Source organism: Mucilaginibacter pineti, assembly GCF_900101875.1.
Lineage (GTDB): Bacteria > Bacteroidota > Bacteroidia > Sphingobacteriales > Sphingobacteriaceae > Mucilaginibacter > Mucilaginibacter pineti.
In genome coordinates this window covers 261626-280620 of record NZ_FNAI01000005.1, presented here as the reverse complement: position 1 = coordinate 280620, position 18995 = coordinate 261626, and the positions used below count along the sequence as shown (strand labels likewise).

The 18995-nt window shown below is 42.6% G+C and carries 15 protein-coding genes; 9 read left to right on the top strand and 6 right to left on the bottom strand.

Features of this window, described 5'->3' with window-relative positions; genetic code table 11:
* Nucleotides 1–3: 3 nt before the first annotated feature.
* The 3 genes from BLS59_RS13605 to BLS59_RS13595 all read right to left on the bottom strand — a co-directional run bounded on the left by BLS59_RS13605 (nucleotide 4) and on the right by BLS59_RS13595 (nucleotide 6234).
* A complete protein-coding gene (locus tag BLS59_RS13605; protein WP_091149821.1) occupies nucleotides 4–1497 on the bottom strand; it encodes a RagB/SusD family nutrient uptake outer membrane protein in 1494 nt (497 codons plus the stop codon).
* Nucleotides 1498–1505: 8 nt separating this feature from the next.
* A complete protein-coding gene (locus BLS59_RS13600; RefSeq protein ID WP_091149820.1) occupies nucleotides 1506–4475 on the bottom strand; it encodes a SusC/RagA family TonB-linked outer membrane protein in 2970 nt (989 codons plus the stop codon).
* A 214-nt stretch (nucleotides 4476–4689) separates the two neighbouring features.
* Nucleotides 4690–6234, bottom strand: coding sequence for a DUF6377 domain-containing protein (locus BLS59_RS13595; RefSeq protein WP_205411261.1), 1545 nt, complete (start codon nucleotides 6232–6234; stop codon nucleotides 4690–4692).
* 224 nt (nucleotides 6235–6458) lie between these two features.
* On the opposite strand from BLS59_RS13595, the gene BLS59_RS13590 reads away from it, so the two are divergent.
* From BLS59_RS13590 to BLS59_RS13580, 3 genes are all read left to right on the top strand, one after another.
* Nucleotides 6459–7052 carry a Crp/Fnr family transcriptional regulator gene (locus BLS59_RS13590; protein WP_091149818.1) on the top strand — a complete coding sequence of 198 codons (594 nt, stop codon included), beginning with the start codon at nucleotides 6459–6461 and terminating at the stop codon, nucleotides 7050–7052.
* Nucleotides 7053–7114: 62 nt separating this feature from the next.
* Nucleotides 7115–7924, top strand: a complete 810-nt coding sequence (locus BLS59_RS13585) for a sterol desaturase family protein (protein ID WP_091149817.1) — start codon at nucleotides 7115–7117, stop codon at nucleotides 7922–7924.
* Nucleotides 7925–7980: 56 nt separating this feature from the next.
* Nucleotides 7981–9684, top strand: a complete 1704-nt coding sequence (locus BLS59_RS13580) for a fibrobacter succinogenes major paralogous domain-containing protein (RefSeq protein ID WP_091149816.1) — start codon at nucleotides 7981–7983, stop codon at nucleotides 9682–9684.
* Nucleotides 9685–9740: 56 nt separating this feature from the next.
* Here the strand turns inward: BLS59_RS13580 and BLS59_RS13575 are convergent, their stop codons facing one another.
* Nucleotides 9741–10364 carry a hypothetical protein gene (locus tag BLS59_RS13575; RefSeq protein WP_091149815.1) on the bottom strand — a complete coding sequence of 208 codons (624 nt, stop codon included), beginning with the start codon at nucleotides 10362–10364 and terminating at the stop codon, nucleotides 9741–9743.
* 118 nt (nucleotides 10365–10482) lie between these two features.
* Here BLS59_RS13575 and BLS59_RS13570 point away from each other — a divergent pair, with 118 nt between their 5' ends.
* From BLS59_RS13570 to BLS59_RS13560, 3 genes are all read left to right on the top strand, one after another.
* Nucleotides 10483–11334: a helix-turn-helix domain-containing protein gene (locus BLS59_RS13570; protein WP_091149814.1), complete on the top strand. Its 852-nt coding sequence runs from the start codon at nucleotides 10483–10485 to the stop codon at nucleotides 11332–11334.
* A gap of 74 nt (nucleotides 11335–11408) precedes the next feature.
* Nucleotides 11409–12119 carry an SIP domain-containing protein gene (locus tag BLS59_RS13565; RefSeq protein WP_091149813.1) on the top strand — a complete coding sequence of 237 codons (711 nt, stop codon included), beginning with the start codon at nucleotides 11409–11411 and terminating at the stop codon, nucleotides 12117–12119.
* 98 nt (nucleotides 12120–12217) lie between these two features.
* Nucleotides 12218–12763 (top strand): pyridoxamine 5'-phosphate oxidase family protein, encoded by a 546-nt coding sequence (locus BLS59_RS13560; RefSeq protein ID WP_091149812.1) that lies wholly within the window; start codon nucleotides 12218–12220, stop codon nucleotides 12761–12763.
* 206 nt (nucleotides 12764–12969) lie between these two features.
* Here the strand turns inward: BLS59_RS13560 and BLS59_RS31605 are convergent, their stop codons facing one another.
* The gene (locus tag BLS59_RS31605; RefSeq protein ID WP_162842628.1) at nucleotides 12970–13116 is read right to left on the bottom strand and encodes a hypothetical protein; all 147 of its coding nucleotides are present in this window, start codon (nucleotides 13114–13116) and stop codon (nucleotides 12970–12972) included.
* Between the two features lie 277 nt (nucleotides 13117–13393).
* Here BLS59_RS31605 and BLS59_RS13555 point away from each other — a divergent pair, with 277 nt between their 5' ends.
* Nucleotides 13394–14689, top strand: coding sequence for a glucosidase family protein (locus tag BLS59_RS13555; RefSeq protein ID WP_091149811.1), 1296 nt, complete (start codon nucleotides 13394–13396; stop codon nucleotides 14687–14689).
* Nucleotides 14690–14782: 93 nt separating this feature from the next.
* On the opposite strand, the gene BLS59_RS13550 is transcribed toward BLS59_RS13555, so the two are convergent.
* A complete protein-coding gene (locus tag BLS59_RS13550) occupies nucleotides 14783–17560 on the bottom strand; it encodes an ABC transporter permease (RefSeq protein ID WP_240315234.1) in 2778 nt (925 codons plus the stop codon).
* 261 nt (nucleotides 17561–17821) lie between these two features.
* On the opposite strand from BLS59_RS13550, the gene BLS59_RS13545 reads away from it, so the two are divergent.
* Nucleotides 17822–18463: a pentapeptide repeat-containing protein gene (locus BLS59_RS13545; RefSeq protein WP_091149810.1), complete on the top strand. Its 642-nt coding sequence runs from the start codon at nucleotides 17822–17824 to the stop codon at nucleotides 18461–18463.
* A 94-nt stretch (nucleotides 18464–18557) separates the two neighbouring features.
* On the top strand, nucleotides 18558–18920 hold the full coding sequence (locus BLS59_RS13540; RefSeq protein WP_091149809.1) for a hypothetical protein: 363 nt from the start codon (nucleotides 18558–18560) through the stop codon (nucleotides 18918–18920).
* Nucleotides 18921–18995: the final 75 nt, after the last annotated feature.

The window sequence follows — 18995 nt, the reverse complement described above, 5'->3', positions numbered from 1 at the left end:
TGATCAATTAGTTGGATAACCAGGATTCTGTTTCAACTTAGGATTTACAGTAAGTACTGCCGCCGGGATAGGAAATAACTTCATATACTCAGCACCGGCAGACACAAAGCCATGCGGTAATAAATATTTGCCAAACCTTATCATATCCTGCCTGCGGTGACCTTCCATGTTAAGCTCAAATCCTCTTTCGTTGTAAATGTCATCAAGCGTAGGGTTGGCGATATCACCTAAACCTGCCCTTGTTCTTATCTGTTTCAGGAACGGCTCGGCCGCTGCAGAATTTCCTAACCTAACATTACATTCTGCCTGCATTAACAATACATCGGCATAACGATAAATAGGAAAATCGTTTGAGCCCCCGCTTGCGTCATTTGGTGCCACGGTTAAAAACTTGGTATTCCTGATACCTTCATTCGGTCCCGCGCCCGGGTCAATAAGTGAGCTAATATCCTTAGTATAAGTAATATTACCAGCCTGCGGCCCAACCAGGAATTGTTTTTTCCTGATGTCCTTATCGTCAAACTTATCATAATACTCCGATGGGATCACCGTACCATTCCAGCCATTAAAGCCAATAAGGGCCGTGCCGTTGGCGCTGTTTAAGCTGCGGATGGTGTAAATGTTACCGCTTATGATGTTTTCAGTGATGTACTCGGCCAAAATGGTTTCATCATCGGGGCAGGTATTTCCAAAAAGTTCATAATAAGTATTGCCATTTGGGCTGGCTGTGTTAGCAGTTGCAGGGTGTAATGTAAAACCGCCGGATGCTACTTTGGTAGCTGCTGCCAGGGCTTCGGCCCAATGAGGGGTGCCGGTGTATACTTCGGCGTTCAGATAAACTTTGGCCAATACCATGTATCCGGCCCATTTATTGAACCTGCCATAATAAACACCGCCCTTTGTTTCAGATAGCAGATCAACATTGGCCTTAAGCTCGGTAACTATAAAATTATAGATATCGGCCCGTTTGGTTTGCTGAATGGTGTTCGGGTCTGTATTGTTATCAGTATAAAAAGGTACATCGCCAAAATCATCTATCAACAGATAATAAAACCAATCGCGCATTACTTTAGCTTCCGCAATCTTCGATGGATCTGCTTTTGCAGCAGTAAGCTGTGCAACCGCGTCATTTGCACTGTAAATAGCGCCGTATAACCAGTTCCAGGTATTGTTGGTAATGCCAAGGCTTGTTGGTGCTGTACGGGTGTATAGCTGTGCAAAGTCAAGCTGCCAGTCGCCGGTATTACGGTGAGGTATTACCTGCTCGTCAGATGAAAAGGAGTTAAGGTCATACCAGCAGTTATCGCGGCCGGCATAGTTTGAACCCCAGGTACCGGTAATTTTGGCAACCACAATAGCCAGCGCGTTATCTGCACCTTTTGGGGTTGCGGCAAACGCAGCCGCGGGATATTTATCATATACAGTTTCGTTAACCTTGGTACAGCTTTGAGCAGCAAGGCCAACAATGAACACACTAAAAATCAATAATTTTTTCATGATCTAAATTATTTTAATATCACATTTAAACCTGCTGAAAAGGTGCGGGTACGTGGGTAGATCCCGTAATCGCCACCTGATGAACTGCCTCCGCTTGCATCAACCTCTGGATCTAAACCTTTGTATTTGGTTATCAAAGCAAGGTTTTGACCGGTTAACGATACCCTTAAAGCGCTGATGAATTTTATATTGGTTACATTGATCCTGTAGCCTAATGATAAATTCTGGAAACGCAGGTAATTACCACTTTCCAGCCACTCGTCTGACTGAACTGCCGATGAATGGATGCCTGTGGCAATGGCACTTTGCAATAGGTTTTGCTTACCAAGATTTTCTAACATGCTTAGTTTTGAGCGCAAGCCGTTAAAAACCTTATTGCCGCCTGCACCGCGCCAAACCATAGATGCATCAAAGTTTTTATAGGTAAAGCTTGGCGTAAACGCATAATTGTATTTAGGCAAGGACTGACCGGCATTGTACCTTATTTTGCTTTGTGCCGTAGCGTCAAAGCTGCCATCGGCATTTTGACCAGCAAAGGTTTCAACACCGTTGGAGTTTACACCTGTGTGCTTGTAAATAAGGTAAGTGCCAATTGGCTGTCCTTCTACAAGCCAGGCATTAGTGCCCCACGGCTGGTAGTTTGTACTTTGCTGTATACCATCAATTACGCCGCTAAGTTTTAACACTTTGTTTTGCATTAATGATCCGTTACCGGCAAGCGTTAAGCTTACATCTTTGGTTTTAATAACCGCGTAACTCAATGAAGCTTCCAAACCTTTATTTTGTAAGGTACCTGCATTTGCAAAAATGTGGTTAACCTTAAATGGCCCGGATATGTTTACGTTGTAGTTGTACAGTAAATTAGTAGTTTTTGATGTATAGGCTTCAACTGTACCGGTAAGGCGATCATTAAACAAACCAAAATCCAAACCTAAGTTTGTTTCACTGCGAGATTCCCACCGCAGATCGGGGTTGGCGTTTTGGATGTAATCATAAAGTGAGATCTGTTGCCCGCCAAAATAGGTGGTTGGGTTATTGGTAGATAAGCCGTACAATGAAATAGAACCCTGAACAGGCAAACCCTGCTGGTTACCGGTAACACCGTATCCGCCGCGCAGTTTAAGCATGCTGAAAACTTTTTGGTTAGCCATGAAACTTTCCTGGTCAATACGCCATGCGGCCGATGCCGAAGGGAAATAACCGAAATGGTGGTTGGCGCCAAATACCGACGAACCATCGGCACGGAAACTTGCAGTTAAATAGTAGCGGTTATTATATGAATAATTAACCCTGCCTAAATACGAAACCAGTTTCCTGTCGTTTTTATAAGATGAAACATCGCCGTTTTGTGCGCTTGCCAACGTACCTAATTGTAAGCCATTATAAGTAGCAATATCATTTGCAAAGCCCCTTGCAGCAGAATAGCTACCAAAGTAAGTTTGAATTTGATATTCGTAAACAGCGGTAGCATCAATATGGCTCAAGCCAAAATCGCGTTTGTAGCTTAAATTGATATCCATCAATTTTTCGTCGGTATGGTCATTATTGATGTGGGCCTGCCCATTATAGGTAACCGCATCAGTAATGGTCGACGCAACGGGGGCATAATAACCGGTGTTTTGATTAACCTTTCTCCAGCTGCCAAACCAACCTGCCGATAACCCTTTGTAGATATCAAGATCGGCCCTTAAACTGCCAAACAATTCATCCTGGTTAACAACGTTACTAACCGTTTTTGCTATAGCATAAGGGTTGGTATAATGAAACACGTTAGGATCGGTAAAGTAGGTTCCATCGGTATTGTAAACCGGATCGGTTGGCCTTGCAATATATGCCTGGCTAATAGTATTTGATGTAAATGCCGCGTTACCAACACCTATTGGGCTGTAATTAGCGTCATTTACGCCGGTGTTTACATTCATGGTAAGCGTTAATTTATCATCAAGCGCTTTTTGGGTAGCTACAATCCTTGCTATATATTTTTTATAGTTTGAACCAAGTACTACCCCCGTTTGGTTAATAGCACTTACCGAAGCACGGTAATTAAAACCATTTGAACCGCTGCCAAAGGCAAGGGTATGATTTTGGGTTACGCCGTTACGGGTAAGCAGGTTATACCAATCTGTATTGGAACCATGATTTGCCGAAACGTCAACACCTTGCAATTCGGCCTGTTTGGTCCACTGAGATGCGGTAAGCTCCTGTAATTGCTTAGGTATCACATCTAACGACGTGTTTTCATTGTATTCAACAGTTGCTTTGCCTGCCGCACCTTTTTTGGTAGTAATAATAATTACCCCGGTAGCGCCGCGTGAGCCGTATATAGCTGTGGCAGAAGCATCTTTTAAGATATCTATGGAAGCAATTTCACTGGGTGGCACTTGGTTTAAAAATTCCATATTACCCTGTACGCCGTCAACCACAACAAGTGGATCATTACCACCGCTTAGGGATGTTATACCACGGATGCGGATAGAAGGCGCTACGCCAGGCTCGCTACCAACTTCGTTGATATTTACACCGGCGGCTTTACCTGCAATTTGCTGCAACGGATTGGTTACCGAGCCGGGGTTAAGATCCTTAGCCCCAAGGTTTGCAACTGAACCGGTCAGGTCGGTTTTTTTAACTGTTCCGTAACCTACAACCACAACCTCGGTTAATGATTTTGAGTTTGGAACTAATTTAATAGCAGCGGTTTCATTGGCTTTGATAACCAGGTTGGCTACATCATAACCAATAAAAGTTACCTGGACTGTTAATACCGACTGATTGTTACCCACAAGGCTAAATACCCCATTTGCATCTGTAACTGTCGATTGATCTGTTTCCTTTACGTGGATGGTGGCGCCAGGCAATGGCTGGTTAAGCTCATCAACCACTTTACCCTTGAAAACGCTTTTTTGCGCAAATGCAGAAGAAAACGCACAAATTAAAAATAGTACAGTCAAGCCGTACTTGAATAAGTAAACTTTTTTCATTGAATATTGGTTTAAAAATTGGTTTATACTGAACCTGGCTTATGGCGCCAAATCCGAATCAAATAAAAGGAGGTATTTCAGCAAAATCAATACGCTGTAAGGCCAATATAGAAAGTATAAAGTAAATATTGGATTTAACTAACTGTTAATCAGTTTATTGAATAGCGTTTTAATGCCTCTTAATATAGATTAATATAAACCCGCGGAGAGGGGATTATACAGCTTCGATGGCCATTATCTGGTCTTCAAACTCGTCGTTAGTAATAAATGATTTGTTTTTAATGCGGTTTTTGTAGGAGTAGATAGTATTGACAGAATAACCCAGCAATTTAGCAATGCGGTCGTTATCATGAATGCCCATTCTGATGAGGGCGAAAATACGGTGTTCGGTGCTCAATAGCTGTCCTTCGGCAATCAAAATCTTATCCTCTTTATGAAACAAGGAATCAAACTTGTCAATAAAATCGGGGAATAGTTGCAGGAAAACCTTATCGAAAGTATGGAACAGCTGATGCCTTTCATTTTCGAGGTTAAGGCTTTTTATGGCGGCCTGCGCATCTTCGTATCGTTTGCTGCTCAGCTTTTTATCAAGCGATTTTTGGAAACTCTCCAGCTTATCAATATAAATGGAGTTGATGTTAAAGTAATAACCAATGTATTCATTCTTGATTTTGTTGGCCGTACTTAAATTTCTGTTGAGGCCTTCAAGCGCCTGGTTGCTTTCTTGTAATGATACATTGGCCTCTTTAATGAGGTTATCGGCAATGCGTAATTTTTTAAGCTGTTTAAAAATGATGTAGGCAAACGCTATCACAAACAACACCAGCACCGTAATTATGGATGCATAAATAACCAGCGACCGCCGTTGCTGTTCTACCGTACTGATGCGCTGTGCCTCAATAATGGGTAGTATACTGCTAATGGCTACCTGCCTGTGGCGCGCACCGTAAAAGGTGGCATCGTCCATAGCTTGTTTTATGTAGATGAAGGCGTTGTTGAGGTCGTTTTTGTGGTATAAAACATCGGCCAGCTTATAAATAGCAACCGTTTCTTTTGTGGCCGACTGGATATCGGCAATTGCTGCCTGTATCAGCAGTTCCATTGATCTGTCCTGCATGCCCTTTCGTTCATAAATGTAACTGAGCGAACAGGCGCTTACTGCAAACTGGTTAGGGGTGAGGTTTTTGAGCTTTAGTAATTCTTTGTAATGTTCAATGCCCTCGTCAAAACTGCCGGTGCGCAGGTCTTTAAGACCTCTTAGTGCATAGTAATCATAGGTGCCTGGCTTGCTGAGGGCAATTGCCGAGTCTATACACCGGATGCCGGCAGGGTTATAAATTGCAGAGTAATCATTATTGCGGTCAAAATCCGACAGGTCAAAATAACTCCTGGCCTTTAAAAAATAGTATTCTATCTTGTTATCGTCACAGAGATCTTTTAGGTTGATGCCATTGAGGGTTTCCAGGGTTTCTTTAAACATGCCCGATGAAATGAGCGTAAAACCCAGTTCCATTTTGGCAAAGGCTATGCGGGCGGGGTCTTTAAACTGGTTGGCCGTTACTTGCAGCTTTTTAGCATAATTATAGGCCGAATCATAGCTAAAATTCTTGTACTCGTTATACAGGTGCTGGTACAGGTCGTATTTTTTATTGGTATCGGTTAGCTGCCCAAGCTGTTTGTGTATTTTTTCAATGCGGGTAAGTTTTTCTTCAACGTAGGTTTCTTTGTTGGCTAAAACAATATTAAGCTTATTAAGCATTGAATCTGTAACAGCGCTTTGCGCATAACCTGTACTATATAAACCTGATAATAAACAAAATAAAAAATATAACTTTAGCTTCATTATAGCCCGGGCGGTAATTGGATGTTATGTTAAAGATACGTAAACATAACAAAATACCCGCTCGCGCGGTTATAATAATATCAGGGTTGATAATAATTTATAGGATAGCTTTACCCAAACTCAATAATTGAAACCCACCCATGCTCAACAGCGATGACATCAGCTTTTATCTTACCCGTTTTAAGGGCCTTAGTATAACCGATGCCATAGCTTTGTTTAAGCTGGCCCAAACAAAGAAACTGGCTGCCGGCGATATCTATATCCACCAAAATTCAAATTACCAAAAGGTGGCTTTTATAAAGAAGGGACTTATACGTATGTATCAGTTAAAGCCCAGCGGCGATGAGGTAACGCTGATGCTGCGCTGGGAAAATAAGTTCATCGCATCGCATGATAGTATTATTTTACAACAACCCTCGCGCTTTATATACCAGGCGCTGGAAGATACCGTGCTAATGGAAATTGATTACCGGAAAGCCCAGCCGCTAATGGAAAACACCCCTAAGCTATCTGCCCTGCGCAACGAGTTCCTGCTGGCCATGCTGGCCGAAAGTATGCACCGGGTTGAATCATTTATCATGCTTTCGCCCGAAGAGCGGTACCTGCAGCTTGTTCGCGAAAAGCCGGATATTGTAAACCGCGTGCCCGATAAATACCTGGCCACCTTGCTGGGTATTACGCCGGTATCGTTAAGCCGCATTCGCAAAAGAATTGCCACACCGGCCAAGCGTTAATTATCCTTTGTTAATTTCTGGTCGTTTTGGGTTGCCTACCTTTGTAAGGTTAACCAGTCGTTATGGAAAAGGCACTGCATGTATTCGTTACAATATTCAGTATATCGGCCGTTAGGTACTTTGTTATAGCCGGGGTCCCCTTTATTGTTTTTTATAAAATATTAAATACATGGTTCGGCAAATCAAAAATACAAAGCAGACTGGCTACTAAAAGTGATTTTTTCAGAGAGGTGGTGCTATCTATGCAAACCACCATTGTTTTAACTATACTGGCCTATGTTGTACTGTACACTCCATTTAAAAACTATACCCGTATTTATACCAATATAAATGATTACCCGATGTGGTATATCGGCGTAAGTATCCTTATTGCCCTCGTAATTCATGATACTTATTTTTACTGGATGCACAGGTTACTGCATGTTAAAAGGGTTTTTCCTTATACACATTTGCTGCACCATAAATCGGTAAGTCCATCGCCCTGGGCATCATACTCCTTTCATTTTATAGAGGCGTGGACGGAAGGATTGGTACTGTTTGTTATTGTTATGATAGTTCCCATGCATCAAATTGGGATTGTACTGTTTACTATTATAGCGTTTATGATAAATGTTTACGGGCATTTGGGTTATGAAGTGGCGCCAAAAAGGTTCAGGCATTCGTTCCTGTTCCAGATACTAAACTCATCTGTTTATCATAATCTGCACCATAGCAAATTCAAAGGGAACTATGGGCTGTATTTCAGAATATGGGACAGGCTGATGGGTACTGAAAACCCGGACTATGTTAAAGAGTACGACCGCATACAGGCACAGCGCTTTGGTGCTGAAGATGTGCCTGCAAATAATAACGTCAAAGAGCATTTCGTTTAACAAATTAATAATCAAATATTAAAGTCGTAATATTATCTTTGAGGAAAATATTATTGATGAAATTTTCTTGTAATGCCCTGCTGTTTAGCCTTATGATTATGTTGTTTGGCTGTGCTAAAAAAGACAAGGTAGCCCCTCCCGACCCTGTATCACCAAACCTTTCGGCATTTACTATCCCCGCAAAAATTTATGGCGATGTGCCTTTTGATATCATAGCGCCCAAAAGCAATAGCACCGGGGCGTTCTCTTACACCAGCAGCAATCTTAAAGTAGCCACAATATCGGGTAAAACAATAACAGTAAAAGGTTCAGGATCGTCGGTTATTACGGCTATCCAGGCAGCGGCGGGTAATTTTACTGCCGATTCTATGAAGTATACCCTTAACGTGGGACTTACTGCACCAACCCTAAGCGGATTTACTATTCCCAATAAAAGTGTGAACGATGCTCCGTTTACGCTTACGAATCCAAAAAGTAATAGTCCCGGCGTGTTTACCTTTAAAAGTAACGATACCACAAGGGCAACTGTAACTGGTAATAAGGTTACCATTAAATCGGCAGGTTCATGTACTATAGTCGCTATCCAGGCGGCATCTGGTAGTTACCGGGCCGATACCATACAGGCTACGTTTAATATAGCCGGACTGATTATGCCAACGCTAACCAACTTTGTAGTACCAACAAAAAAAATAAGCGATCCCGTATTTACGCTAACGGCTCCTAAAAGTAATAGTGTAGGTGCATTTACCTATAAAAGTACCAATTTCACGGTGGCAACGGTATCAGGCAATCAAGTAACTATAAAGGGTATTGGCAAAACAGATATTATTGCAACCCAGGTCGCTACAGGTGCTTATTCAGGCGCAAGTATTTCGGTGATATTTACAGTTGTGGATCTGCCCACGCCAACTTTAAGCGGTTTTACTATCCCCGCTAAAAAACCAACCGACGCACCATTCACGCTGGTTGCACCCAAGAGCAACAGTACAGGCGCGTTCACTTACAGCAGCAGTAATACGGCTGTTGCTACCATAACGGGCAATAAGGTAACTATAAAAGGTACCGGGCAAACGCAGATCATTGCTACGCAGGCACGTACCATTACCTATGCATCGGAGAGTATTGCGGCAACTTTAACGGTAAGCGGTACATTGCCACCAGGTTCGGTTATGGATGTGGATGGTAATGTTTACACCACCGTAACCATTGGTACGCAAACGTGGATGGTAGAAAATCTTAGGGTTACCCATTTTAACGAGGGTTCGTCTATATCAAATTTTACCAGCGATAAAGATTGGCAAACGCTTACACCCGGCACCAGCGCGTATTGCGATTATAACAATGATGCCAATACAGCATTGGTTTATGGCAAGCTCTATAATTGGTATGCGGTAACCAGCTTACGCGGACTTGCGCCAAAAGGCTTTCATATACCAACAGACGCCGAGTGGACAACCTTATATAATTATCTCGGCGGAGTTCGTGAAAGCGGTGGTAAACTACAGGAAGTGGGCACAGCGCATTGGGAAACACAGGTGACGGCCACTAACAGTACTAAGTTTACGGCGTTACCGTCGGGCGCCCGCAATAACGAAGAAAGTGCATCTTTCAGTGGGTTACGTAATGACGCCAATTGGTGGAGTACCACGGCCAGTAGCAGCACCAATGCCTGGTATTACAATATATACATAAAAGGATATTTTGAACGCCACGATGTACAGAAAACCGCAGGCTTCGCGGTTAGGTGTATCAAGGATTAACGGGAAGCATTAAAACCTAAATAAATAGCCCTGCCATTTTTGGCGGGGTTTGCTGTTTAATAATAGCCTGTTTTGTATTTGGTTAAAAAGGTATCACCTTTTAACTTACGGTACATGCCCAGGGTTTCTTCTATCAAATTGTACAACAATGGATGCGACGCTGCGTTTGGCGAATGGGCAAATATTTCGCGGTTTGTATTAGCAGTGCTGATGCTGAACCTGAATTGTATGCCATCTAAAACATGACGGTGCTTATTTACTTCGGTGTTTTCAAGAACGCTGGTACTTGCTGCTCCTATTTTATTGAGCAGATTAGTATAGGCGGTATCTGTTTCTGCATTAATAATTATACTATCGCGGCTATAGTATGATTGTTTTTTTATCAGTGTATTTATCTCAGCCTGCATAGTTTGCGCGGTAGCATTATCAAGATTTTTTGCTTTTATCCCTGAGGCAAGAGTCACAAAACGTGGGTTATTATTCAGGTTGGTATAGCTTATACTATCCAACACCGTATAGGCCAGTGTTATTACGTTGTTATGCCGGGTAATATCAATCAAAAATTCATTCCGGTTTAATACAGGATGTGCGCTAATGTTTATGGTAATATCGTTATTGCTTTGGGCTTTTAAACAGTTGCCAAGCAATAAGAGGATCAATAGCGATAAAAGCGGTTTCATTTTTATTGAGGATTGAAATAATGCAACAGCAAATATTCGGCATATAATTGACGATTTGAATTTTACCACCAGTTTTTAACTTTTTTTAACCAAATAGCCTAACTTGCAGCTACATTTCATGAAAGATATTCCTGTACATCAGTTAAAAGAGCGGGTAAGCTCGGGCCTGGATATATGGCATTTTGTTCCGGGTGATGAACCCGACGAAGAAGATACGCTGGGCGCACACCGCGATGACCATTACATATTTTTTGTTTTAGAAAGCGGTTCAGCGTCCCTTATGGTCGATTTTCAGGAATTTGCCTTTGTAGCGGGTTCATTGTATTACCTGTTGCCAGGCCAGGTGCATCACCGTATCAATGCCGGGGTTTCTTACGGTTGGTTCCTTGCTGTCGATTCGTTGCTTGTTACACCAGATTATCAGCAGGTGTTTGAAGATCACTTGCAATTGCAGCAGCCTTTTTCCTTAAATCCGCAGCAGCTTAAACAATGCCAGGATGTGCTTTCGCTGCTCTATGAAAAATATTTTGAGGACGATAAAAATCCGTTTTATTTGCCGGTGGTGCATTCCTTGCTGCAATCATTTGTTGGTATGGCCGCAGGTTGCTATAGTCAGCTTAATGATAAGCGCTTGCAAAGCTCCCGCCCATCGCAATTGGCGCAGCAGTTTAAAAAGCTATTGGCTTTGCACATCCGCAAGGTAAAAAGCCCCTCTGCCTATGCGGGTATGTTGAATGTATCAGAAACATACCTTAATGAAGCACTGAAAAAAATAACCGGCTTTTCGGTAAGCTACTGGATTCAGCAGGAAGTTATATTAGAAGCCAAGCGCCTGCTGTATTATACCGAAATGAATGTAAAGGAAATAGCCCACGACCTGGGTTACGAAGATCATGCTTATTTTTCGCGGTTATTTAAGAAAGCGGAGGGCATTACGCCGTTAAGCTTTAGAAGTAGTTACCGTAAATAGTCCAATCATTACCGCAAGGCTGCCATTGCTGCAGGGGTAAATACCGTGTTTCTTTGTATTATTAAAATAATAACATGGAAACATCCACTTTACAAAAACTGAAGAAAAAGGCAGGCAGGTTGTTTGAGAACCGACTGCAAACAGGGCGCGTACTTGATATAAGGCTATGGGAACCATCCACCATTATTGAGATAGATCTGCACCTGCCCTCTGCCGAAATGAGCCAATGGAATGAGATCCCCTATATAAAATTTAAAGTTGCTGACCTTACCTACCGCGATTACACCCCATCGGGCTGGGATGCTGAAACCCGCACCTGTACCATTTATGTTGATGCGGCGCACAGCGGCCCCGGCAGTAACTGGGCGCGCAACCTTATTAAAGGCGATACGGTAAGCTACCTTAAAACAGGCACCACCCATCAAAGCCCCACCGCTACATCGGCCGTTGTTGCCCTTGGCGATGAAAGCAGCATGGGGCACCTGCTGGCGCTGCAGCAAATGGTTTTGCCCAATACCCGCTTTTCGGGCGGTATTGTGATAGGTAACGAGCATCACCGCAAACTGTTTAACGAATATTTTTGGTCGCCGCTGGAGCCGGTTGCCCGGAAAGATATGTTTGGTCACCATAGCCTTATTGAATGGGTGCTCAACCAGCATTACAGTTTGGATAATACCGTTTTTTATCTTGCAGGTAATAATACTATGGTAGCGCAACTGCGAAAAATGCTTAAAGGGCAGGGTTACCCATCGGGGCAAATTAAGGTGCAGGGATTTTGGTCGTAGCCTCCTTGCTTAACGGTAATTTAGCCTGTACTTAACTATTTATCAATATAGTATTTGGCAATAATGCTTAACTTTAAATAAGTTAAATACATTACATCATGGGCAAGTTTTTTGATGACATACAGCCCCCGCACCGCGCCTTTATTGAAAAGCAAAAAATGTTTTTTGTGGGTTCGGCCCCGCTTAGTGCCGATGGGCACGTAAACCTGTCGCCAAAGGGGCTTGATTGTTTTAAGGTACTATCCGCAACGCGGGTAGCCTATATGGATCTTATTGGAAGTGGTAACGAAACATCGGCCCATATTTTGGAGAATGGCCGCATTACTTTTATGTTTTGCGCCTTTGATGGGCCACCCAATATCCTGCGGCTTTATGGCAAGGGTTATGCCATTTTACCCGGCGATGAGGAATGGCCGGTTTTGGCGCCCAATTTCGAAATTCTGCTGGCCACCCGGCAGATTATAGTAGCCGATATATACCAGGTGCAAACATCATGTGGTTTCAGCGTACCGTATTATAACTACATTGGCGAGCGCGACCAGGCCTATAAATGGGCCGCCAACAAAGGCCCCAACGGATTGGAAGCTTACAAACAGGAAAAGAACCTGGTTAGTTTGGATGGTTTGCCTACTGCATTGAAGTAGAGTATCTTAATAATCCTCATCACTCGCTCGCCATAAAGCAGGGTTATTTCTTACGCGGCTTAAATTCTCAATCAGTTCCTCTACTTCGTCGTTAGTTAGTTCCTGTTTCGTGCCGGAGGTGTAGGTGAATAAATGATCGGGTTTTTCAAAGGCTATATTGCCTAAATAATCCGGATCTTTTACCTTATCTGCAATTGGCTTTTTACTTAATGCGGATGTAGATCACCCTTGGCACTGTCTATATAAACGTTATAATTATAGCTGATCACCGGGCGCCCGTCAAGGTGTACCTGTGTGTCGGGTATCACCTTCAAGTGAAGGTGATTGACCAATGTGAAAAATAGCGGTTTCATAAGAGGATTATATTAAGCAAAACCTGTAGTAATTAAAAAGGTTTCATTTTCATTATTTATATAATAGGGCATTGTGCTTTATTCAACCGTATTTTTTTAAGTTTATAAATCGTTAAGAGGAGAGTTAAGAAGCACCTCAAGCAAACATTCAATAATTCTGCAAAAATCCTCTGTGTAAATTTGGAAATATATTTAATGTATGTATGTTTGTACATAATAAGTGATTGTTTTCACTTGCTATTGCATAACCAACTATTTATCGTTAACTCCCTTATTTATGAAGCGATCGTTATCTGCTTTTCTTATTCTATTATCTGCGTGTGCGTTAAACACCCGGGCACAAACCAACAATACCCAGCTTGCAAAAACTATTTTGGCTGATGCCCGCTTAGATACTATACAAACGCGTGGATTAAAGTTGCTTTCTGGGTTTTCGGCAGGTACATCCTATGCCGAAGTTTGGATCAGGGATTTTAATACATTTATTAAAGGCTCGCTAAAGATGCATCCCAAAGAAGAGGTAAAAAGTAAGCTCCTGATGTTTTTTAAGATCCAGGGTGCAGACGGTAATATAGTGGATGGTGTTGTTGACAGCGCCACGGCTAATGTAGGTTACGCCTATCGTTATTCGCCGTTATTGCGTGGCTGGGCGGCACATAAAAATACCGTGGAAACCGATCAGGAATCGTCATTGGTACAAGCCGTAAAAAAATACATTGATGTTACCGGTGATGTCACCATCCTTAATGAGGTTATTGGCGATAGAACCGTTTTGCAGCGCATGGAAGATGCGTTTAATTATATTCAAAAAGATAGATGGTCGGCAAAGTACGGTTTGGTAACCGGCGCCACCACTATTGATTGGGGCGATGTGCAGGCCGAAGGTGGCTGGGGCGTAGCCATTAACGATAAGACCAAGTGGAGTATAGATATTTATGATAACGCTATGTATGTAAAGGCACTTCATGATTTTATAGCCATGAAACCCAAAAACTACAAAAGCACAAAAAATTGGGCAGCGGTGTCAGCGGGCATCACCAAAAATGTGCGTAAGCATTTGTGGGATGCTACAGCGCAAAAATACCACCCGCATATTTATTTAAACGGGAGCCCTTTTCCGCCGAGTTTTAATGAAGACCAGATCCTTTATTTAGGCGGATCTATCTGCGCTATACAGGCCGGGTTTAACACACCTGCCGAGGTTAAGGAAATAAACCGCCAAATGCTGGCTGCCGCAGCCAAAGAAAAACATGCTACCATTGGTATTACTGTTTACCCGCCGTATCCAAAAGAAGTGTATCCTAACATGGCCCCCTACAATTATCAAAACGGTGGCGACTGGACTTGGTTTGGCGGCCGTATGATTGCCCCGTTGCTATCATACAATATGCCAACAGATGCTTATAATGAACTGTCGCCCATGTTGGACAGGGTTATTGCCAACAAAGGTTTTTATGAGTGGTACAACGTACAAACCGGCAAACCAGAAGGCTCCGGTGATTTCAGGGGCGAGGCAGGTGTATTGTACGAGGCTATCACTGCCATAAAGCAATGGGCCGAAAAGAATAAATAGTCAGGTGCTATCTATATGTCCAATAATAAAGCCGGTCCATTTATGGGCCGGCTTGTTTGTGTGAGGTTAATTGGGTTTGAAAATATCGGGAGCTTATTCGCTTCTTAAACTATCTATAGGGTTGGCTATCGCCGCTTTAATGGATTGAAAGCTCACCGTAAACAGGGCTATCACTATGGCCACCATACCTGCCAATGCAAAAATTTCCCAGCCAATGCTTATCCGGTAGGTGAAATCCTGCAGCCATTTGGTCATGGCCCACCATGCTATTGGCGATGCTATAACTATAGCTATAAACACAAGCTTTATAAAATCAAATGATAATAACCGGGTGATATTGACAGTGCTTGCACCTAATACCTTACGGATGCCAATTTCTTTACCGCGTTGCTCGGCCATAAAGGCGGCTAAGGCAAACAGCCCCAGGCAGGCCACTATAATAGCCAATATAGCAAAGCTGGTGAATATGCGGCCCATGCGCTGTACATCGGCATACATGCTGGCAAAACGTTCGTCCATAAAATTGTAACGGATAGGTTGATTAGGGGCAAAGCTTTTCCAGGTAGCGGTAATATCTGCCAGCGCCTTTTTCATATCGCTGCTTTTTACCTTAACCGATACAATGGAAGGGCTGTTGCTCAAATGAAACACCATACCTTGGATACCATCACGCATAGATTCAAAATTAAAATCCTGCACTACGCCAATAACCAGCATGGGTGCGCCGTAATTGGTGATCCGTTTGCCAATGGGATTTTTAAGGTTAAGTTTGTTGGCCAGGGTTTGGTTAATGATAACCGCTTGCGAATCGGTTTTCATAGTAGGGTTAAAATTGCGCCCGGCAACCAGTTTCATACCCATTGTTTTAATATAATCGGCATCTATATCCCAAAACTGCGAGCCAACACCAGCTTCTTCTTTTCTTTTACCCTCATTATAAAACATGTTGCCGTTGCGTTTGGTGCCAGATACAGGCAGAAAATCGCTGATAGATGCACTTTTTACCGATGGTAGTTTTAGTAGTTCGTTTTTAAAGCTCAGCACCTGGTTATCTAAGGTATTGGTGCCTTGTATCATCACAACCTGGTCTTTTTCAAATCCTACTTTTTTGTTGAGGATGTATTTCATCTGGTTATAAATGATAAACGTACTGATGATGAGGATTATAGATGTAGTGAACTGAAAAACAACCAATCCGTTGCGTAGTATCGAACTTTTGCTGCCGACGCTTAGTTTTCCTTTCAATACTTCGATAGGTTTAAAAGATGACAGGTAAAAGGCCGGGTATATTCCCGCTATAACCCCAATAACTATAGCTGCAATCAATATGGTGGGCACAAGCCACCATTCCTGCCAGGGCATAGTAAGTGATTTTGATGCCAGTACGTTAAAGTAGGGCAACAATACCGCGGCCAAAACCAGCCCCAGCGCAAACGATAGAAAGCTGAAGAGCATTGATTCGGTTAAAAACTGCGCTATAAGGCCGCTGCGCTGCGACCCCACAACCTTACGCAAGCCCACTTCCTTTGCGCGGTTGGCAGATTTGGCTGTAGACAAGTTGATGAAATTTATACACGCTATAACTAATATAAAACCAGCCACCGCGCCAAAAAGCCATATAAATCGCATATCGCCATGTGATGCGCCATCATGAATGTCATACGATTTTAGGTTAATATCGCCGATAGGTTGAAGATGTAAAAAAGATTTGCTGCTTACCGTACTGGCGTTTTTGTCGCCGCTTTTTATCATCTCGGGTATTACATAGGTTTTAAGGATGCCGGCGGTCAGCTTTTTTTCAAGCTGTGCTATATTGGTGCCTTTTTTTAGCAAAATATAATTGCTGTAATTACTCGCTCCCCAATAGTTTTGCTCGCCATTCCAAAATTCAATTCCTTTAAGGGTTAGCAGGAAATCAAAGTGGAGATGCGAGGTTGCCGGAAAGTTTTGCATTACAGCGGCAATGCGATAAGGTTTTTCTTTGTTGTTATTTAAATACATCACCTTGCCAACCGGGTTTTGCCCCGGGAAATACTTATCGGCCTTATCCTTTGATATCACCATAGTTAGGGGCTCGGTAAGGGCATGGCGTGCATCGCCAAAAAGCATGGGGATGTGCAGGATATCCAAAAATGGCTGATCGGCATAGGCAAAACCTTCTTCATGGGTATTGTCGGCAGCATCGGCGCGCTTTAACTCATTAGCGCCCGCACCCCAAAAAAGTGAGTTGGGCATCAATCGGCCTGCGTTTTCAACTTCTGGAAAATCCGACTTTAGGGCCAGGGCCATAGGTGCCGGGAAATCCACACCTTTTTCATCCCTGCCTCCGTCTTTGTACTCGCCTATGAGCCTGTACAGGCGGTCGCTCTCGGGGTAGTATTTATCAAAGCTTGTTTCGTTGCGGATGTACAGGGCAATTAAAAGACAGGCAGCAATACTCAGTGCAAAGCCGCCAATTTTTATGGCCGAATACATTTTTTGTTTAAGTAACTGCCTTACAGCTATCTTCAAATAGTTTTTTATCATGGCAATGTTATTAGCAAAGTGAATTAAAGGTTGTTTTTTAATAGCGACAATGGCTTGTTGCTGAATGTTTAGCTTTCTGTCAATCTTGTTTTTTATCAAATCAAAATCCGGCATTTTGTCTTCGGTTGTGCGGCTTGCGTTTTTTAATCCTAAAAGCAAATCTATGGTTTCGTTGGCCTGCTGATGTTCCGTGTCGTCATTAGCCCAGTTAAACAGCATGTTTAGCTTGGTCTTTATCAGCGGATTTTTTTGCAGCAGTTCCTCCAACTCCAGAAGTTCTTGTCCGGATGCCTCATTGGTCATTTTTTTAACCGTTAGGTTCCAGATATGATCTTCTGTATTCATGAGCTAAGCGCTGAAAAATGGATTTTGGATGTTAATGTAAAATATACACATATAAAATATGTGCCATTAATATAAATTACTGATAATCAAATATTTGTAATATTTTTCAACTTTCACATGTTCGGATACGTACAGCCGTTGTCCGGTAACGTTGCAGCGGTAGCAGGGGGAGATGTCGTAGATGCACCGCTAAATTGTCTTTTGCAGGCATTGCCATTTGTTTAGCTAATGCCGAGCTTTGATTAAACCAAACATAAAACGATGGAAAGCAATAATATAGAGCGGGTTGTTATTAAACAAGCTCAAAAGATACTTGAAGTAAATGAAGCCAGGCTGGATGGTTCAACCTTTGGCATAATGATGATGAACAATGCCAGTTTTAACAACGTAAGTATACAAGACCTGAAAATACACGATGCCGACCTAACCGGGCTGGAAATAAGTAATGCCCGGCTTGGCGGTGCTTATTTCCATAATATAGGTATGCCGCCAAAGGGGCATCCCGCTTATAAAGAAGGTGCCCAACAACGCCCCCTGCGTTTTGAAGATTGCAATTTACAAGGCACCACGATAACCAATTGCAACCTTAGCAATGTGGCAATTACAAATGTGAATATACAAGACCTGAAAATACACGATGCCGACCTAACCGGGTTGGAAATAAGTAATGCCCGGCTTGGTGGGGCCTACATCCATAATATAGGTATGCCGCCGAAAGGGCATCCCGCTTATAAAGAAGGTGCCCAACAACGCCCCCTGCGTTTTGAAGATTGCAATTTGCAAGGCACCACAATAACCGATTGTAACCTCAGCAATGTGGCAATCACCGATAGTAACACAACAGGGATGACCATAAACGGCATTTTGTTGGCTGATCTTTTATCGGCTTATAACAAAAGATAAAATAAATTAATAAAATATATGGTACTATGTATTGTATAGTACTGTGTTTTGTATTAGCTTTGTGATGTACATGGATCATTAAAATATATTCATCATGAAAAAACTACAATTATTAATAGCAGTTGCCGGTATAACTATGCTTACTGCCTGCCACATCGGTAATAAAAGGCATACCGTTATTGTGGAGGATAACAACGGCGCCAAACTCCGGATTGAATACGTGGGACAGGCATATTTTACTGCCGATAAAACTGGTATTAAAAGTATCTCGCCAAACGGTTACGTAAAATATAGCCGCGGCGACAAGGAACTGGTTGCCGAAAGTGACCATAGCGGTAAAATCACCTACGAGGTAAATGATGGTGGAAAACACACCATGCTTACCGATGATGACAAGAGTTTTTTGGCCGATGCCGTTAAGGATATGGTAAGGCATGGCCATAATGCCGACAGATGATAGCACTTTCTGCTTCATATTTAACAAGAAAGCCGCAGCATATAAATTAAATAATTGCTCAAAATGGTATATTAG